General features: G+C 63.1%; 10 protein-coding genes. 2 read left to right on the top strand and 8 right to left on the bottom strand.

The window, feature by feature from the left end; genetic code table 11:
- Positions 1–100: 100 nt before the first annotated feature.
- A complete protein-coding gene (locus IQ26_RS07410) occupies positions 101–1,750 on the top strand; it encodes a lysine--tRNA ligase (RefSeq protein WP_145715409.1) in 1,650 nt (549 codons plus the stop codon).
- Here the strand turns inward: IQ26_RS07410 and IQ26_RS07405 are convergent.
- The 8 genes from IQ26_RS07405 to IQ26_RS07370 all read right to left on the bottom strand — a co-directional run bounded on the left by IQ26_RS07405 (position 1,713) and on the right by IQ26_RS07370 (position 11,012).
- A complete protein-coding gene (locus IQ26_RS07405) occupies positions 1,713–2,549 on the bottom strand; it encodes a thermonuclease family protein (RefSeq protein WP_145715408.1) in 837 nt (278 codons plus the stop codon). The two genes, IQ26_RS07410 and IQ26_RS07405, sit on opposite strands and share 38 nt — an antisense overlap.
- An 8-nt stretch (positions 2,550–2,557) precedes the next feature.
- Positions 2,558–3,208, bottom strand: a complete 651-nt coding sequence (locus IQ26_RS07400) for a S24 family peptidase (RefSeq protein ID WP_145715406.1) — start codon at positions 3,206–3,208, stop codon at positions 2,558–2,560.
- Between the two features lie 97 nt (positions 3,209–3,305).
- Positions 3,306–5,525 (bottom strand): 3-hydroxyacyl-CoA dehydrogenase NAD-binding domain-containing protein, encoded by a 2,220-nt coding sequence (locus IQ26_RS07395; RefSeq protein ID WP_145715404.1) that lies wholly within the window; start codon positions 5,523–5,525, stop codon positions 3,306–3,308.
- 14 nt (positions 5,526–5,539) lie between these two features.
- Positions 5,540–6,748 (bottom strand): acetyl-CoA C-acetyltransferase, encoded by a 1,209-nt coding sequence (locus tag IQ26_RS07390; RefSeq protein ID WP_145715402.1) that lies wholly within the window; start codon positions 6,746–6,748, stop codon positions 5,540–5,542.
- 17 nt (positions 6,749–6,765) lie between these two features.
- Positions 6,766–7,209 carry an OsmC family protein gene (locus IQ26_RS07385; RefSeq protein ID WP_322791147.1) on the bottom strand — a complete coding sequence of 148 codons (444 nt, stop codon included), beginning with the start codon at positions 7,207–7,209 and terminating at the stop codon, positions 6,766–6,768.
- 20 nt (positions 7,210–7,229) lie between these two features.
- Positions 7,230–8,402, bottom strand: a complete 1,173-nt coding sequence (locus IQ26_RS07380; RefSeq protein WP_145715398.1) for an acyl-CoA dehydrogenase family protein — start codon at positions 8,400–8,402, stop codon at positions 7,230–7,232.
- 53 nt (positions 8,403–8,455) lie between these two features.
- Positions 8,456–10,252, bottom strand: coding sequence for an acyl-CoA dehydrogenase (locus IQ26_RS07375; RefSeq protein WP_145715396.1), 1,797 nt, complete (start codon positions 10,250–10,252; stop codon positions 8,456–8,458).
- Positions 10,253–10,550: 298 nt separating this feature from the next.
- The gene (locus IQ26_RS07370) at positions 10,551–11,012 is read right to left on the bottom strand and encodes a MerR family transcriptional regulator (RefSeq protein ID WP_145715535.1); all 462 of its coding nucleotides are present in this window, start codon (positions 11,010–11,012) and stop codon (positions 10,551–10,553) included.
- A gap of 493 nt (positions 11,013–11,505) precedes the next feature.
- Here IQ26_RS07370 and IQ26_RS07365 point away from each other — a divergent pair, with 493 nt between their 5' ends.
- The gene (locus IQ26_RS07365; protein ID WP_145715394.1) at positions 11,506–15,411 is read left to right on the top strand and encodes an SEL1-like repeat protein; all 3,906 of its coding nucleotides are present in this window, start codon (positions 11,506–11,508) and stop codon (positions 15,409–15,411) included.
- Positions 15,412–15,556: the final 145 nt, after the last annotated feature.

Genomic DNA, 15,556 nt, shown 5'->3' with positions numbered 1-15,556 from the left:
CGTTGACGCTCCGGTCAGGCACGCCTAGAGACCGGTTGAAAAAACCTCTTCCGGCCCCTTTCTTGCGGCGATGCCGGCGAATGATTTGGAAAACAGTGACATGGCGGGATCAAACATCATCGATCTCAATCCCGAGGTGCTTGCGGCAGCGGCCGAAAGCAAAGCCTGGCCGTTCGAGGAAGCCAGGAAGATCGTCGAGCGCTACAAGGGCACCGACTTTCCCGAGACCGTGCTGTTTGAGACAGGTTATGGTCCGTCAGGGTTGCCGCACATCGGCACTTTCGGCGAGGTCGCACGCACCTCGATGGTGCGCCACGCCTTCCGCGTCCTCACCGGGGACACGGTCAAGACCAAGATCTTGTGCTTTTCCGACGACATGGACGGCATGCGCAAGATTCCGGACAACGTCCCCGATCGCGCCGCACTCGAGCCGCACCTGCACAAGCCGCTCTCATCTGTCCCCAATCCTTTCGGCGGCAATTATGCGAGCTTTGCAGACCACAACAACGCAATGCTTTGCCGCTTCCTGGACACGTTCGGCTTCGACTACGAGTTCGCCAGCGCGACTGAATACTACAAGGCTGGCCGTTTCGACGAAGTTCTGCTGCGCGCCGCCGAACGTTTCGACAAGATTATGGACGTGATGCTGCCGACGCTCGGCGAAGAGCGCCAGGCGACCTACAGCCCGTTCCTGCCGATTTCCCCCAAAAGTGGCCGCGTGCTCTACGTCCCCATGAAGCATGTCGACGCTAAGGCTGGCACCATCACCTTCGATGATGACGGTACCGAGACAACGCTTTCCGTAACTGGCGGCAAGGTGAAACTGCAGTGGAAGCCGGACTTCGGCATGCGCTGGGCGGCGCTCGGCGTCGATTTCGAAATGTTCGGCAAGGACCACCAGACGAATGCGGTGATCTACGACCGTATCTGCAACATCCTGGGTGGGCGAGCGCCGGAGCATTTCGTCTATGAGCTGTTCCTGGACGAGAACGGCCAGAAGATTTCGAAGTCGAAGGGCAACGGACTGAGCATAGACGAGTGGCTCACCTATGCGCCGACCGAAAGCCTCGGGCTCTACATGTACCAGCGGCCGCGGCAGGCCAAGAAGCTCTATTTCGATGTCATTCCGAAGGCGGTGGACGAGTATTACGCCTTTCTGTCCGCCTATCGCCGGCAGGAGTGGAAGGAGCGGCTGGGAAATCCCGTCTGGCACATGCATGACGGCAATCCGCCTGTAGTCGACCTACCGGTGTCGTTCGGGCTGCTGCTCAATCTGGTCAGCGCCTCGAACGCCCAGAACAGGGACGTGCTGTGGGGGTTCATTTCGCGCCATACATCGGGCGTGACGCCGAAGACCCACCCTGAGCTCGATCGGCTGGCTGAATATGCGATCCGCTATTTCGACGATTTCGTGAAGCCGGCCAAGGTGTACCGGGCAGCCGACGCGGTCGAGCGCGAGGCGCTGACGAAGCTCTCCGAAGCGCTCACCGCATTGTCGCCAGACGCCGATGGCGAGGCGATCCAGAATGCCGCTCTCAACGTCGCGCGCAAGATCGAGCGCTATCAGGACCATTCGAAGCAGAGCCCGGAAGGCGGGCCGGGCGTCTCGGTCGCATTCTTCCAGATGATCTACCAGGTGCTGATCGGACAGGAGCGCGGCCCGCGCTTCGGTTCCTTCGCCGCGCTCTACGGCATCGCAGAAACCCGCGCGCTCATTCAGAAGGCGCTGACTGGTCTGCTGGTGGCGTAACCGTCGTCGCCGACGGATCGAGAATCGGCTGCGTCGGCTCCGATGAGGCCGCGACGGGCGCTGGTGCCGGAGGCAGGCCCGAGAGGTTTGGCGCCGGCCCGAAAATGCCCTTTCTCGCCGCACGCGCCTTCTCACCGGCCTCGACATAAGGGCCGCTTTCGGCGGCGCGCGCCCAGCCGTTTTCGATCAACCACTGGCCGACATCCTGGTTGCCGACGCGGCATTCGGCGGCGATCAGGTCGCGGCCGCCCTCGGGCGGCACCGTGCAGACCACCGCCCGGCCGCGCAGGAAGGCACGGAATGCCGTTCGCGCCCGGGTGCCGCACGCCCAGGACTTGCCGCCGTCGGTGCAAGTCTCGTCCTGCCCGACGATGTCGATACCAGAAATCGCGACCGAGTAGCCGTTGGCCTCGATCACCCCTGCGGCCGACGCAAGAGGCTGGAACAGTTTTGTCCCGTTCCAGTCGTCGGGCATTTTCGTTTTGGGCGGCTTGGGTCCAGCCAGCGCCAGGTCACTCAGCGGCGCGCGCGGCTCGAGCCGTTCAAGCTCTTCGGCCTGAAGCTGCGGCGGCGCGACGACCTCGGGATCGATCGCCCTGGAATGCGCCTCCGGCCTTGCCGCGTCGGGGCGCGGGATCGCGGCGGTGGCGGACGTTTCGGATTGCGCCGCCACACTGGGCTGCGCCCACACTGCGGCGTCGTAATTTTCGCCATGGAGCACGGCGCGGCCACCGGCGACGATCGCGGCCGCAATCGCCAGGATCGTCAACACCGCGGCGGCTGCATGAAGCGGACGCACCGGCGGCCCTACTGGCTTGCCCAGACAATTCGCGCCACCCATTCGACATCACGCATGGGGATGTCGCGATCCGGATGATCGGGATTGAGCGAGACCAGCACGATCGAGTTCGCTGTCTGACGGTCCAGAACTTTAGCCATCACCTCGCCGGCATTGGTCTTGACGACGACCCGGTCGCCCTTGCGGGTTGCAGCGCCCGGCTCGACGATCAGCACGTCGCCGTTGCGGTAGAGCGGCAGCATGGAATCGCCCTGGACCTGCAGCGCGTAGGAGGTCTCGGTCGCTCGCGCGGGAAGCTCGATCAGGTCCCAGCCCTGCCCTGCCGGAAAGCCGGCGTCGTCGAAGAAGCCGCCGGCGCCGGCCTGGGCGAAGCCGAGCAGGGGCACCGAAGACCCCTGCGCGGGCAGATATCCAGGAGCAGGCTTGCCTCGGCCTTCGACGAGCTCCGTGAATTCGTCGAGCGAGGCGCCTGTCGCCTCGATGATCTTGGCCAGCGATTCGGTCGACGGCCAACGCGGCCGCCCGTCCGAGGACAGCCGCTTCGACTTGTTGAAGGCGGTCGAATCAAGGCCCGCGCGCCTTGCCAGCCCGGATGCCGAGAGCGAATAGCGCTCGGCGAGAGCGTCGATGGCGGCCCATACGCGGTCATGCGAGAGCACTTTTTGCTCTCCTTCAAAACAGGAAAAAATACCTTCTTCTTTCTAGTCTTCGATCGCTGATTTGTCCATCGGCCGCGTCAGACATAGGTCAGGTGTGTCAGGCTGCCTTCTTCACCTCGCCCTTCGCGTAAGGATCGAAGCGCTGGTAGAAGGTCTCGCCCTTCTCCGCCATGTCTAGCAGCAGCTTGGGCGCCTTGAACTCGGCGCCGTATTTTTTCTGCAGGGCCTTGGCAATCTTGATGAATTTCTTCGCGCCGATTCCGTCGATGTAAGACAGCGCGCCGCCGGTAAAGGGCGCAAAGCCGAAGGCGAGGATCGAGCCTACATCGGCCTCGCGCGGATCGGTGACGATGCCCTCCTCCATCACCCGCGCCGCCTCCAATGCGATGGTGACCAAGAGCCGCTGCTTCAGTTCCTCATAGTCGACCTTTTCGGGCGCAAGCTGCGGATAGAGATCCTTCAGGCCCGGCCACAACTTCTTCTTGGCAGGCTTTTGTGGATAGTCGTAAAAACCCTTGCCGTTCTTGCGGCCGAAGCGACCATGGGTGTCAACCAGCGTGTTGATCAGCGCCATCTGCTTCGGGTCAACCGCCTTTTCGCCGAGATCACGCATGGTCTGCTTCATGATCTTCTGCGCGAGGTCGATCGCTGTTTCGTCCGTAAGCGCCAAGGGACCGACCGGCATGCCGGCGGCCTTCGCTGCGTTCTCGATCATCGGCGCCGGAACGCCCTCGATCAGCATCTTGTAGGCTTCCGACATGTAACGCAGCACGCAGCGGTTGACATAGAAGCCGCGCGTGTCGTTGACGACGATCGGCGTCTTCTTGATGGCTCGGACGAAGTCGATCGCGGTGGCTAGCGCCTTGTCGCCCGTCTTCTTGCCCAGAATGATCTCCACCAGCATCATCTTGTCGACCGGCGAGAAGAAATGGATGCCGATGAAATTCTTCGGCCGCGCCGAATTCTTCGCCAGCGACGTGATCGGGATGGTGGACGTGTTCGACGCGAAGACCGCCGACGGCTTCAGTATAGCCTCCGCCTTTTCGGTGGCGTCCTTCTTGACGCCCGAATCCTCGAATACCGCCTCGACCACCAAGTCGCAGCCTGCGAGGTCGGCATAGTCCGCCGTCGGCGTGATCAGCGACAGCAGCCTGTCCTTGTCCTCCGGCTTGGCGCGGCCCTTCCTGACCTGATCCGAGATCAGGCTGTCCGAATGCGCCTTGCCCTTGGCGGCAGCTTCCATGTCGCGATCAAGCAGCACCACCGGAATACCGGCCTTGGCCGTGACATAGGCGATGCCGGCGCCCATGAAACCAGCGCCGAGCACGCCGATCTTCTTGAATTTGGTCTCCGGCACGCCGGCCGGACGGCGCGCACCCTTGTTCAGTTCCTGCAGCGACACGAACAGCGAGCGGATCATCGCCGCCGCCTCCCTGGTCTGCATGATCTCGGTGAAATAGCGCTGCTCGATGCGCAAGGCGGTGTCAAACGGCACCAGCAGCCCTTCATAGACGCATTTCAGGATGGCGGCGGCAGCAGGATAGTTACCATAGGTCTCGCGACGCAGGATGGCGATTGCCGGCGGCCACAGATTGGCGCCGGCCACCGAATAGATCGGGCCGCCGGGCAGCTTGAAGCCCTTCTCGTCCCACGGCGCCACCGGCTTCAAGCCATTTTTAATCATGGCCTTGGCGGTCTCGACCAGCTTCCGCGGCTCGGCGATCTCGTGGATCAGGCCCATCGACTTGGCCTTCTGCGGCGACAATGTCTGGCCGGAGGTCAGCATCTGCAGCGCCTGCTGCTGGTCGGTCAGCCGCGGCACGCGCTGGGTGCCGCCGGCGCCTGGGAAGATGCCGATCTTCACTTCGGGAAGCGCCATCTTGACCTTGTCGGAATCGGCCGCGACACGGCCATGACAAGCGAGCGAAAGCTCGAACGCGCCGCCCATGCAGGTGCCGTTAATCGCCGAAACAAACGGCTTGCCTGAGGTTTCCAGCTTGCGGAACAGGCCCGTCATATAGCCGGCGTTGTCGAACAGCGCCTTGGTCGCCTTGTCCAGGTCCTTGACTTTTTCGGCTGCGAACTTCGACAGCATCTTCTGCAGCATGGTGATGTCGGCACCGCCGGAAAACGTGTCCTTGCCGGAGGTGATCACCGCGCCCTTGATCGCTGCATCGCTCGCCACTTTGTCGACGATGGAATTCAGCTCAAGCATCGCCTCTTCGGTGAAGACGTTCATCGACCGGTCGGGCATATCCCAGGTGATCAGCGCGATGCCGTCGGCGTCGACGTCGAGGGTGAAATTGGTGTAGCTCATCGGTCTCTCTCCCGTCAGACGCGTTCGATGATCGTTGCGGTGCCCATACCGGCGCCGATGCAGAGCGTCACCAGTGCGGTGTTCAAGTCGCGGCGCTCCAGTTCGTCCAGCACGGTCCCGAAGATCATCGCACCTGTGGCGCCGAGCGGATGGCCCATGGCGATGGCTCCGCCATTGACGTTGATCCTGTCGTGCGGAATGTCGAACGCCTGCATGTAGCGCAGCACCACCGAGGCGAAAGCCTCGTTGAGCTCGAACAAGTCAATGTCCGACAGTTTCACCCTGGCGCGCTTCAACAGCTTCTCGGTCACGTCGACCGGGCCAGTCAGCATCAACACCGGTTCCGATCCGATGTTGGCGAATGCACGAATACGTGCGCGTGGCTTCAGGCCGAGCGTCTTTCCTGCCTTCTTCGAACCGAGCAGGACGGCGGCCGCGCCGTCGACGATACCCGAAGAATTGCCGGCGTGGTGGACGTGGTTGACCTCTTCCACCTCGGGATGCTTCTGCACCGCGACGGCATCGAAGCCGCCCATTTCGCCAGGCATGATGAAAGACGGGTTGAGTGCCGCCAGCGACTGCATGTCGGTCGAAGGCCGCATGTGCTCGTCATGATCGAGGATGGTCAGGCCGTTCTGGTCCTTGATCGAGATCACCGACTTCTTGAAGCGGCCTTCGCCCCAGGCTTTGGCGGCGCGCTTCTGGCTTTCGACCGCATAGGCGTCGACGTCGTCGCGCGAAAAGCCGTATTTCGTGGCGATCAGGTCGGCCGAGATGCCTTGCGGCACGAACCAGCCCGGCAGGCCGACCGAGGGGTCCATGAACCAGGCGCCGCCGGATGCGCCCATGCCGACGCGCGACATGGATTCGACACCGCCGGCGATGACGATCTCGTCGGCGCCTTGCGCGATCTTGGCGGCCCCGAAATTGATGGCGTCCAGACCCGAGGCGCAGAAACGCGAGATCTGCATGCCGGGCGCCGAAGTCGCGTAGCCGGCCTCGAAGGCGGCGGCGCGCGGAATGACAGAACCCGCCTCGCCGACCGGATCAACGCAGCCGAAGATGATGTCGTCGACGGTGCCGGTGTCCAGCCCATTGCGGTCGCGGATCGCCTCGAGCACCTTGGCGCCAAGCCGCACCGCCGGCACCTCGTGCAACGAGCCATCCTTCTTGCCCCTGCCGCGCGGCGTGCGCACGGCGTCGTAGACATAAGCTTCGGCCATTGGTGATCTCCTGTGATCTAGAACCGGGGTTCGACCACCACTTCGGTCCGCACCGAATTGGCGATGAAACAGGCGTCGTGCGCCTTGTGGTGAATACTCTCGATCGTAGCTACGTCCGCGTCGCATTCCACGAGCGGACGAAGGGTGATATGCGTGATGGCTGTGCGCCCTTCAGTATTCTTGGCCATCAGGCCTTCGGCTTCGTCGCGATAAGATCGGACATCGAGCTTGGCACGTTTCGCAAGGTCCAGGAACCAGAGCATGTGGCAGGAAGAAACCGAAGCGACGAACAACTCTTCCGGATCAACGCTCTTTGCGTCGCTGAAAGGTGCTGGCACGATCGTCGGCGATGCGGAAGCGGAGATGACCGCGCCGCCATCAAAATGAAGTTCATGGACCCGGGAATAGCGGCCGGACAGGAAATCGTCCCCTGACCCCGGTTTCCAGCGCAGCTCGGCCAAATGCTTCGACATGCGACCTCCTAAAGGCTCCGCCCGATCAGCAATTTCATGATCTCGTTGGTGCCGCCGTAGATGCGCTGGACGCGGGCGTCGCGGAACATGCGGGCGATCGGGTACTCATTCATGTAGCCGTAGCCGCCATGCAATTGAAGGCATTCGTCGACGACTTTTCCCTGCAGGTCGGACAGCCAATATTTGGCCATCGAGGCCGTCACCGAGTCGAGGCCACCATTGATATGGCGGGTGACGCAGTCATTGTAGAAGACGCGGCCGATGGTCGCCTCGGTCTTCAGTTCGGCCAGCTTGAACTGGGTGTTTTGGAAATCGATGATCGCCTTACCGAAGGCCTTGCGCTCCTTGACGTAGTCGATGGTCAGCGCCAGCGCCCGCTCGACCATGGCGATGGCGCCGGTGCCGATCTGCAGCCGCTCCTGCGGCAATTGCTGCATCAGCTGGACGAAGCCCTGGCCTTCCTCGTGGCCGAGCAGATTGGAGGTCGGCACGCGCATATCGTTGAAGAACAGTTCCGACGTGTCGTTGGCCTTCAAACCGATCTTATCGAGGTTGCGGCCGCGCTCGAACCCTTCCACCTCGTCGGTCTCGACGACGATCAGCGAAGTGCCCTTGGCGCCCTTCTCCGGATCGGTCTTGGTGACGACGATGATGAAGTTGGCGAGCTGGCCGTTGGTGATGAAGGTCTTCGAGCCGTTGACCTTGTATTGGTTGCCATCCTTCTCTGCTCGCGTCTTGACCCCCTGCAGGTCGGAGCCGGCGCCGGGCTCGGTCATGGCGATGGCGCCGATCAACTCGCCGATCGCCAGCTTCGGCAGCCATCTCTTCTTCTGCTCTTCGGAGCCGTAGTGAAGGATGTAAGGGGCAACGATCGAATTGTGGAGGCCGATGCCGAAACCGTCGACGCCGACATGGCCGATCGCCTCGATGATCGCGCTCTCATGCGCGAATGTCCCGCCCGAACCGCCATATTCCTCCGGCATCGAGGCACAGAGCAGACCGGCGGCACCTGCCTTCAGCCAGCTCTCGCGGTCGACCATCTCGTTCTTCTCGAACTCGTCATAGCGCGGCGCGATCTCTTCCGACATGAAGCGGTGCGCCATGTCGTAGAGCATGCCGACCTCGTCCGCCGCCCAGGCGGGTTTGGGCAAAGCAAGCACTTCGGCAGGATTTGTCGCCACGATTTCCTCCGCGTATCGACAGGTTAAGGCCGGCTGTACCGACCCTGTCGAGCTTAGAACGCTTCCACCGGCAGTGCCATCATCGCCTCGGCGCCGCTGGAAATCCAGTCAAGACGCGCCGACGTCTCCGGCATGACCCGCTCCATGAAGAAGCGCGCCGTCACCAGCTTGCTGTCGTAGAAGGTCGATGAACCATTGGCGCCATTCGCCAATTTCGCTCCGGCTGCCTTGGCCATCTGCGCCCACATATAGCCCAGCGCCACCAGGCCGAAGAGATGCATGTAGTCGGTCGAGGCGGCACCGGCGTTGTCGGGCTTGGCCATGCCGTTCTGCATCAGCCACATCGTCGCGGCCTGCAGATCGTTGAGGCCCTTCTTCAGCGCCTTGGTGAAAGGCGCCATCTTCTCATCGGTGCGGTTCTCCTCGCAGAACTCGCCGACCTCCTTGAAGAAGGCCTGCACGGCGCGACCTCCATTCAAGGCCAGCTTGCGGCCGACGAGGTCGAGCGCCTGGATGCCGTTGGCGCCCTCGTAGATCATGGCGATGCGGGCATCGCGCACGAACTGGCTCATGCCGTGCTCTTCTATATAGCCGTGGCCGCCGAACACTTGCTGCGCCATCACCGCGTGATCGAAACCCTTGTCGGTGAGCACGCCCTTCACGACCGGCGTCATCAGGCCGGTATAGTCGTCTGCAACCTGGCGGTCCTTGTCGTGGTCCGAGCGGTGGGCGATATCAGACTTGATCGCCGTCCACAGCGCCAGCGCGCGACCGGCCTCGTTGAAGGCTTTCATGGTCATCAGGCTGCGGCGGATGTCGGGGTGGACGATGATCGGGTCGGCCTTCTTGTCCGGCGCCTTCGGTCCGGACAGCGAGCGGCCCTGCAGGCGATCCTTGGCATAAGACACAGCGTTCTGGTAGGCGACCTCCGACAGCGAAAGCCCTTGCAGTCCGACGCCGAGCCGGGCTTCGTTCATCATCGTGAACATCGCCTTCAGCCCGCCATTGGCCTCGCCGAGCAAAGTGCCCTCGGCCTCGTCATAATTCATGACACAGGTCGAATTGCCATGGATGCCCATCTTCTCCTCGATAGAGCCGCAGGAGACGGTGTTCTTCTCGCCCGGATTGCCCGATGCATCGAGCTTGAGCTTCGGCACGATGAACAGCGAAATGCCCTTCACGCCTTCCGGCGCGCCTTCGATGCGGGCCAGCACGAGGTGGACGATGTTGTCCGACATGTCGTGCTCGCCGGCCGAGATGAAGATCTTCTGGCCTGAAATCCTGTAGGTGCCGTCGCCGTTGGGCACCGCCTTGGTGCGCAGCAGGCCGAGATCGGTGCCGCAATGCGGCTCGGTCAGGTTCATGGTGCCGGTCCAGGCGCCTTCGACCAGCTTCGGTAACCATGTCGCCTTCTGCTCGTCGGTGCCGTGGGTGATGATCGCCGCGATCGCGCCCTGCGTCAGGCCGGGATACATCATCAGCGACATGTTGGCCGACACCATATATTCGGAAACGGCGGTATGCACCGCGTAAGGCAGGCCCTGGCCGCCAAATTCGACGGGCGCGGCCAACCCCATCCAGCCGCCTTCGCGATACTGGTCGAAGGCCTCCTTGAAGCCTTTCGGCGTCGTCACCGAACCATCATCGTGGCGCACGCAGCCTTCCATGTCGCCGATGCGGTTCAGCGGCTGCATGACATTTTCGGCGAGCTTGGCGCCTTCGGCGAGGATCGCCTCGACCACGTCCGGCGTCGCATCGGAAAAGCCCGGGAGATTGGAATAGCGCTGGTAGCCCAGAACCTCGTTCAGCACGAACAGCGTGTCCTGGACCGGCGCCTTGTAGATCGGCATGCTTTTCCTCCACCATGCGGACTTGGCCCGGAATCAAGCCGCGCACGGCAGGCGGACCAATGTTGAAATCGAGATAGCAAAAATTGACGTTTGCGTAAACGTCAATTTTTTAGTGCGACAAATTTTCCCGATGCCTCGCCCCGGAGCGTAGCGGCGCCACGCCCTTGAAGCCAGTGCGGAACAGATTGAAATGTCTTCTTCCCGACGCAGCCGGAAGACGCGCAAAGAGCCGCGCAGCCAAGGCTACGCGGCTCCTCATTCGTCAGAAGGCCGTTCACCGGAAGCCGGCGAGGCCAAATTATCCCGCGGCGCTGGCCTGCGGCGCCGAACGCTCGACCAGCATCTGGCGCACCGCCGCCATCGAGTTGCCCAACTCGTTGATGGCGTCTTCGATAAGCGCCCGCTGCTTCTGCAGGCGGGCAAGCTGCTTCTCCGACTTGTCGAGCGCCAGCCGCAACTGCTTGGTGTTGGAGCCGGTCGGGTCGTACAGATCCATCATCTGCTTGACGTCGCGCAGCGAGAATCCGACCTTGCGACCGAGCAGGATCAGCTTCAGCCTCGCCTTGTCGCGGCGCGTATAGAGACGGGTCGAGCCGTCGCGTTGCGGATTGAGAAGGCCCTTGTCCTCGTAGAAACGCAGCGTGCGCAGCGTTACTCCATATTTCTTGGCCATCTCGCCGATGCGGACAAGATCCTCGCCGGCTTTATCAGACATATCATTGGTATTGGCCGCGGCTTCGCCGGGCGAAACAAGTTTCATGGTCACTGGCTTTCCCCGTCTGGTGGCGTCGCGGTCCCGGACCTTGCGTCGCCTGAGTGGAAGCAGGGGCGTGCTCCCAGTCGTGGTTTCAACAAACAAAATCGCAAACGGCACGGTCTGTGCACCCTTTACGTTTACGTCAATTCTATACCGATAGCCGCCTCACGAAGCAAGGGCGTTGTGCGGGAGGAACTTTTTGCCGCATCCACCAGCGCGTGCACCAGCGGCGCTTAGGTGGTCCGCCGACAAGTTGCAACTTCTTAAGTTTGGTTAACGCGTTGTTTACCACGTTGGGCGAAATGTGGGCATGTCGGTACCCCGTGTTTATCCTGTAGCGAATTTTTCACGGTTTTTCGAAGCGCGGGTGAAATCCCGGGAAGTTCGGCTTCCACCGCAGCAAAGCCGCGCGGCCGCCTTCGTTTCCGGCAGGACTTTGGGAAACTGGTCACAAGCCAGCAACATACGGACCAGCAATTCTGAAACGGGCGCATCGATGAACAGCAAGCGGTCCTATCTCGATACACTCAACGCCGGCAGGCAGCGCAGGCCGCATACCACGCTTGAGGAACTCAACCGTTCCCTGGAAACGCTGGAGCAGCGGCTGGAGCACACGCGCGAGGACATAAGCGAGCGTCCCGATCCGCGCTATGCCAGCGCCCGGCCCTATGAGGATCCGCGCCCCGCGCGACCGCCGAAAAGCCCGGCGCCGGCTGCCTTCGACCAGAACTATCAGGCGATCGCCCGCGACATCGACCGCGTGCGCGGCCAGGAAGACGGCGTCGCCGTGGTCGGCAAGATCGCCGGCGAATTGCGCGGCCTGCGCGAGGAACTGCGCCACCAGATGACCGCCGGCCTGCAGCGCGAATTCGAAGCGCTGCGCAAGGACATCGAGCGGGCCTTCCAGGCAAGTGCTCAGCCGGGCGGCCAGTCGGGCGGCAGCAAAGGCAGCGCCGAACTCGGCGTCGAGTTCGAGCGGCTTTCCGGCGCCATCCAGACTCTGGCCGAAAAGAGCGACGACAGAAGCGTCAACATGCTTCGGCTCGAACTGGAGCAGGTCAAGGCAGCGCTCGATACGCTGGCGCGCGAGGAGAGCGTGCAGGCGGTCGGCCGCCGCTGGGACGATTTCGACCGCCGCTGGACCGCTTTCGAGGACCGCGTCGATGCCGATCAGCGCAAGCGGTCGGACGCGCCCGGCCTTTCGATGCTGACCGACCGGCTCGAACAGATCAGCAATGCCGTCAACAATTTGCCGGAATCGCTGTCGCTGCGTTCGCTCGAAGACAAGGTCCGCACGCTTGCCAGCGCCGTCGATCATTTCGCCAATCAGCAGGACAATCGCGGCAGCGGCACATTCGGCATGATCGACGAGCGGCTGGATGAGATTTCCCGCGCCATTGTCGCCTCGACCGTCGTCGCGCAGGCCAATTCGTTCGACCCGGAACCCTTCGAGCGCATCGAGAAGCGGATCGCCTCGCTTGCTCAACAGATCGAGGAAGTCACGCAGGTTCCCCCGAGCGGCGAGGTCATCGATCGCCTCAACATGCTGTCGAGCCGGGTCGACGATCTTGCCGGCCGCGCCAATCTGCCTGAGCAGGCGATGGAGCGGCTCGACAAGCAGATCGCGCTTATTGCCGACAAGATCGACAGGGCGCCTGCCATGCCGGATGCCGACTATATTTTCCAGGGGCTGGAACAGCGTTTCGACGTGCTGTCCGGCATGCTGGAGCGCCGCCAGGGCGACGCGATCGAACAAGGCAACATGCTGTTTCGCGATCTCGAGCGCCGGCTGGACGAAGTCGCCGACAGACTGGACCAGCGCATGCCGCAGGTCGACGGCGCCGGCATCATGGACGCCATCGACGCCCGTTTCAGCGCGCTGGCCAAGCGCATGGAAGCACGCGTTCCCGATCCCGCGGGCGAAGCGGCAATCCGTGGCCTGGAAAGCCGGCTCGAAGACATTTCAAGCCGGCTGGATTCGTCCGCGGCACAAGTCGCCGGCATCGACCCGGCCCTGATCCGCAGCCTGGAAGCGCAGGTCGCGGGTCTGTCGGCGCATCTTTCGAAACCCGGCACGCCACTGCCGGAGTTCGAGGACATCAGCCCGCGTCTCAATGAGATCGAGAAATCACTGGCTGGAACCCGCGATTCCATCCTCAGCGCGGCGCGCGAGGCAGCCGAGAGCGCCGTCCGTTCGCTGGCCGACTCCAGCGCCAATACGGCGGCCGTTTCCGGGCTCGCCCAGGATCTGAAGACGCTGGAAGCACTGACACGCCGTTCCGACGAGCGCAATTCGAGGACTTTCGAGGCCATCCACGACACGCTGCTCAAGATCGTCGACCGACTAGGGTCGCTGGAAACCAGCGAGCCGACCGACGTGGTGAGCGAACTTCTGAACGCGCAACCTGCCGCGCCGGACAGCTGGCGCGGCGCGCGATCGTCAAAGATGGCCGTTCGGAACGCGCCGTCCATGGATATCGACCAGCCATTGCCGCTGACGGGGGACATGGCCGACCTCGACAGCCGTGCCGCCGCCATCATGCGCAATGAGCCAAGCCCGCGCACGCCGGCCGAAGCCGCCGCGGCTGCGGCGATGGCGGCGCTTGGTTCCGACACGTCACCGGAGAGAAGCGAGCAGAGCGGCGGCCGGAAGTCGATGCTCGGCGGACTGGCGCGCGCCTTCAAGAGCAAGAAGGAGGCGGACGTTCCGCCGCTTGCCGGCTCGGCGCCTGATGTCGAGATACCGAGTGCCGATCTCGACGAGCCGCTGGATCCGAAGCTTGCCAACCGGCCGCTGGAGCCCGGCTCCGGCCCACCCGACCTCAATGCCATCATGAAGCGCGTGCGCGACGAACGCGGGCCGCCCGTCAGGACCGGCGATGCTGATGCATCGAAATCCGACTTCATCGCCGCAGCCAGACGCGCGGCGCAAGCGGCCGCCGCTGAGGCCGAGGTTCTCAAGCGCCAGTCAACGAAGAGCGGCCCGGTGAAGGCGCTGAGGATCGGCGACCTGCTCAAGGCACGGCGCAAGCCGATCCTGATGGCGGCCGCCGCAGTCATGCTGGCGCTCGCCGGCCTGCAGCTGGGTAAGGCCTTTTTCTCCGACTCCGTCGAAATAGCCAGCAACGACGCGGCGCCGATTGTGGCCGCGCAGCCGGCGGATACCGCGTCGGCCGGTGTCGCCAGCGAGCCGAAGGCGGATGTGCAAACTGCAGCGCAGAACAGCGAGCCGGCCCGCGCCGTCAGACAGGCAGAACCCTCCGAACCGGTAGCCGAGGACGACATGCCGGCGCAGACCGTCGTCGCCGCACCGATGGACGCCGAAACACCGATGGACACCGGCCCTGCGGCCGAACCTCTTCCTGCGCCCATGGCTTCAACGGCATCGCCTGATCCGGCGACGGACGCAACGGCCCCGGCACCTGGAGAAACGGACACCGACCCAGTGGCCGCAGCGCCGGCCAACACCGCGGCGGCCCGGGATACCACCCCGGACATGACCGGCACGGTTACGCCCGTGGATGCTTCGACGGCGGCAACTGCCAAGATCGACATCCCAGCCGACGCCGGCCCGGCTGCCTTGCGTGACGCAGCGGCCGACGGCGACGCCAAGGCGTTGTTCGAGATCGGCTCGCGCTACGCCGAATCGCGCGGCGTCAAGCAAGACATGGCAGCGGCCGCCAAATGGTATGAGAAGGCCGCCGAGTTCGGCTTCGCACCGGCGGAATACCGCATCGGCAATTTCTATGAGAAGGGCATCGGCGTCGCGCGCGACGTCAAGAAGGCGAAGACCTGGTACCAGCTCGCCGCGGAGCAGGGCAACGCCAGCGCCATGCACAATCTCGCCGTGCTCTTTGCCATGGCGGCGGACGGCGTGACCGACAATGAATCGGCCGCGCACTGGTTCCAGGCGGCCGCCGATCTCGGCGTCAAGGACAGCCAGTTCAATCTCGGCATCCTGGCGGCGAAGGGCGTCGGCATGAAGCAGAATCTCGAGGACTCCTACAAATGGTTCGCCCTCGTCGCCAAGACCGGCGACAAGGACGCGGCGGCAAAGCGCGACGAGATCGCCAATGCGCTCAGGCCCGAGCAGCTCGAACGCGCACGCGCCGCCGCCGAACTGTGGAAGGCAAAGCCGCTCGATCCCGCGGCCAATTCGGCCGACATTCCCGAATCGTGGCAGGATGGCACGCCGCAGACGACCGCCGGCATTGACATGAAGAAGGCGGTTCAGAACATCCAGCGCATTCTCAACAAGAACGGCTATGAGGCCGGCAATGCCGACGGCGTGATGGGTGAAAAAACCAAGACCGCGATCATGGCTTTCCAGACCGACAACGACATGAAGGCGACCGGTTCGGTCGACGAAAAGCTGGTCAAGGCGCTGCTTGCGCGCAAATAACGGCAGATGCGTCGTTTACACGATGCCCTTGCCACACATTTGCCTGTTAACTGATTGAGTTGTTTTTTGTTTCGGCTGTACGGCGGGGTTTGACTTCGCCGTCCTGCCGGCGCAAGAACAATTTAGCTTTTTGGCGCAAAAATGC

The sequence above is a fragment of the Mesorhizobium tianshanense genome (assembly GCF_007830515.1).
Taxonomy (GTDB): Bacteria; Pseudomonadota; Alphaproteobacteria; order Rhizobiales; family Rhizobiaceae; genus Mesorhizobium; species Mesorhizobium tianshanense.
This window is presented reverse-complemented; position numbering and strand designations above follow the sequence as displayed.

What these genes read in the sequence shown, in the direction of transcription:
- IQ26_RS07410 (WP_145715409.1), top strand. Translation starts at nt 101, where the DNA reads ATGGCGGGATCAAACATCATCGATCTCAATCCCGAGGTGCTTGCGGCA.
- IQ26_RS07390 (WP_145715402.1), bottom strand. Translation starts at nt 6,748, where the DNA reads ATGGCCGAAGCTTATGTCTACGACGCCGTGCGCACGCCGCGCGGCAGG.
- IQ26_RS07395 (WP_145715404.1), bottom strand. Translation starts at nt 5,525, where the DNA reads ATGAGCTACACCAATTTCACCCTCGACGTCGACGCCGACGGCATCGCG.
- IQ26_RS07370 (WP_145715535.1), bottom strand. Translation starts at nt 11,012, where the DNA reads ATGAAACTTGTTTCGCCCGGCGAAGCCGCGGCCAATACCAATGATATG.
- IQ26_RS07365 (WP_145715394.1), top strand. Translation starts at nt 11,506, where the DNA reads ATGAACAGCAAGCGGTCCTATCTCGATACACTCAACGCCGGCAGGCAG.
- IQ26_RS07375 (WP_145715396.1), bottom strand. Translation starts at nt 10,252, where the DNA reads ATGCCGATCTACAAGGCGCCGGTCCAGGACACGCTGTTCGTGCTGAAC.